Source organism: Cellvibrio sp., from assembly GCF_053579595.1.
On the sequence record NZ_JBRFPI010000487.1, the window covers coordinates 1 to 2,924 of the forward strand.

A 2,924-nucleotide genomic window follows, 5' to 3' on the forward strand; every position below is an offset into this window, starting at 1 on the left:
ACCCAATTGCGAAATGCATTTTCCTGTTCGCGTTTTTGTTGCATAACACTGGGTGACAGGAGCGCCTGGAACATACCGGTGCGCGCTTTCAAACCATTTTCCACCATGGTCAATTCAGTTTGCGCAATGCGTGCGTTTTCTTCACTCTGCGTTGAGTATTGCAATAACAGCCCGCGATATTCCGATGCGAGCATCAAGCGAAAAGGCAATACCAGATCGCGCTGGGTTTCCAGTTCCATCATGGTCAGTTGGCGTTGCGTGGAGCCGGGGTGGCCGAGGGTCATTACCAGTTCGCCCTCTTTGGCGCCTTTGGTGTTGATAGGAAACCAATCAGCATTGACAAGTGGTTTACCGGCGCGGTCATAAACACGCAATAAACTCATGTCGAGGTTGTAGCGCGGAAAATTAAAATTATCCGGGTCGCCACCAAAAAATCCTGCTGCATATTCCGGTGAAAATACCAGGCGCACGTCCTGATAGCGCGCATATTGATAGACATGGTATTGGCCACCACCGTACAGTTCGACAATGTCGCAGCGGCGCTGGTCGCCAGTGTCACCTACACATTCTTTTTCAATCAGTGACTGTTCGGCTTTTTTTGCATCGCTAAATGCTTTGCCGGATAAGCCCGCGAGTGCTTTTTGCATGCGAGCGGTCACATCTTCGGTTTTTTCCAAGCGATTCACTTCCATGCCCGGGCATTGTTTTTCTTCGCCAAGATTCTTGGCGAGAAAACCGTTATTGACCAGATCTTGTTTTTCGCTGGATAAGTCTTCCACGCAACCAATTACGCAGTGATGATTGGTGAGTACCAATCCCTGCGCCGATACAAACGAACCGGAGCAGCCACCCGCCAAGCGAACGGCGCTGCGCATGGATTTATCCACCCATGCGGAGGTGGGTTTAAATCCGTAGGTTTTTGCCAAAGTTTCATGTGGTAAATTGCCCAACGTCCACATGCCTTCGGCTGCTAATGCCGGTAGAGCAGTTAATGTACTGCCTGCCAATAGCAACGCCCTTGTTATTAAGCGCATAAATAAACTCCTGCTGGTTAATGAATCTTTGGAGAATGGTTATGAAAAATCACGTGTTGCAGTGTAGACCATGGTTAATGGCAATATCTATGATCAGGTAGGCAATGCCTATAGCCGAATCCTCCCGCAGGTAATAGACTTCCGGCTCGTCGTACACAAAATTGGTTGGTGATATGAAAACGTTATTTGTTTTATGGATGGGATTATTCATTGTTGGCTTTTCCGGTCAGGTTTTGGCTGCGGAACAAGCGAATAATTACGCACAAGTGAGCGGGGATGGCAGGGCGGCGGTTGCTACAGTGAACCCCTATGCCACACAAATTGCCATGGAGGTTGTGGCGCGCGGCGGCAATGCGATTGATGCTGCAATTGCAGCAGCTTTTACCCTTGGTGTTGTCGATGGTCACAACTCTGGTATCGGTGGCGGTTGTTTTATTTTGGTCCGCATGGCTGACGGCCGAATTCTGGCGATAGACGGGCGCGAGATGGCGCCTGCTGGAGCAACACGTGACATGTTTGTTGTCGATGGCAAAGCCGATCCTGAATTGAGCCGCACAGGTGCGCTAGCTGCAGGTATTCCCGGTTCAGTTGCCGCATTGGATAAATTACAAAAGCTGGGTGGAAATTTAAAGTTTCGCGATGTTATTTTGCCCGCTGCGGATTTGGCTGAAAAAGGCTTTTCCATTTCGCCGGCATTGGCTGAGCGCATCGCGGCAACTAAGGATAATTTGGCAAAATTTCCTGCCAGTGCAGCGATTTATTTGGATAAAAATAATAAACCACTTGCAGCATTTTCATCGCTGCAACAAAAAGATTTGGCGGCGACTTATCGTGCAATTGCCAAGCAGGGCCCGCGTTATTTTTATACCGGCGATTTCGCAAAAAAAACCGGGCGCTGGATGGCCGCTAACGGAGGGCTTATTACCCATAAGGATTTTGCTAACTATCAAGTAAAAATGCGCAAACCCATCGTATCTGAATTTGCGGGTTATACACTGTATGGTTTTCCCCCGCCGAGTTCTGGCGGTGTTCACGTTGCGCAAATTTTAAATATCCTGGAGCAATTTGATTTGGATAAATTAGCGCCTGCTGAGCGTTACCATTTAATTGCTGAAGCGATGAAATTTGCGTTTGCCGACCGTGCACATTGGTTAGGCGATAGTGATTTCACCAAGGTACCTTTGAGCCTTGCCGATAAACGCTACGCACAAACCATCGCCCGAAAAATCAGTTTGGAAAAAACCACTGCGGATTTCTCGGCAGGCAGCCCCGACGTGGATATCCAACTTTTTATGAACAAACACACCACCCATATCGCCGCAGCGGATTTGGATGGCAATTGGGTGGCGATCACATCCACAGTCAACACCAGCTTTGGTAGCAAAGTCGTTATTCCGGGAACCGGAGTGGTATTGAATAACCAGATGGATGATTTTTCTGCGCAGGTCGGTGCGGCTGAGGCATTCGGTTTGGTGGGGTCTGATGCAGACGCGATTGCCGCACGCAAACGGCCATTGTCCAGCATGAGCCCGACACTGGTTTTTAAAAATGGTGAACCGGTAATGGCGCTCAGTGCTGCAGGTGGCCCGACGATTATTTCGCAAGTGGTACAAACATTATTGTACACGCTGAATGATTCAATGCCGGTAGAAAAGGCTATGGCACAGCCACGTATTCATCAGCAGTGGAATCCGAATTTATTATTTGTAGAAGCGGCTATGCCAATTGAGATTCAGAAATCGCTGCAGAAAAAAGGTCATGACCTGAAAATTTGGCCGACTATGGGGGCATCGCAGGCGATTCAATTGCGCGATGGAAAATTGGTGCCCGTTGCAGAGCCGCGGGTGATTTTGCAAAACCAACGGACTAATTAATTTTCAGGGCCTGGAC

Annotated in this window: 2 protein-coding genes; one reads left to right on the forward strand and one right to left on the reverse strand. The window is 48.8% G+C overall.

The window, feature by feature from the left end:
• Positions 1 to 1,034 (reverse strand): S46 family peptidase (locus tag ACWA6V_RS20135; RefSeq protein ID WP_449524166.1); only part of this gene is annotated, 1,034 nt, incomplete at its 3' end.
• A 173-nt stretch (positions 1,035 to 1,207) separates the two neighbouring features.
• Between ACWA6V_RS20135 and ggt the strand changes: the two genes are divergently transcribed.
• Positions 1,208 to 2,908: a gamma-glutamyltransferase gene (gene ggt / locus ACWA6V_RS20140; RefSeq protein ID WP_449524167.1), complete on the forward strand. Its 1,701-nt coding sequence runs from the start codon at positions 1,208 to 1,210 to the stop codon at positions 2,906 to 2,908.
• Positions 2,909 to 2,924 lie beyond the last annotated feature (16 nt).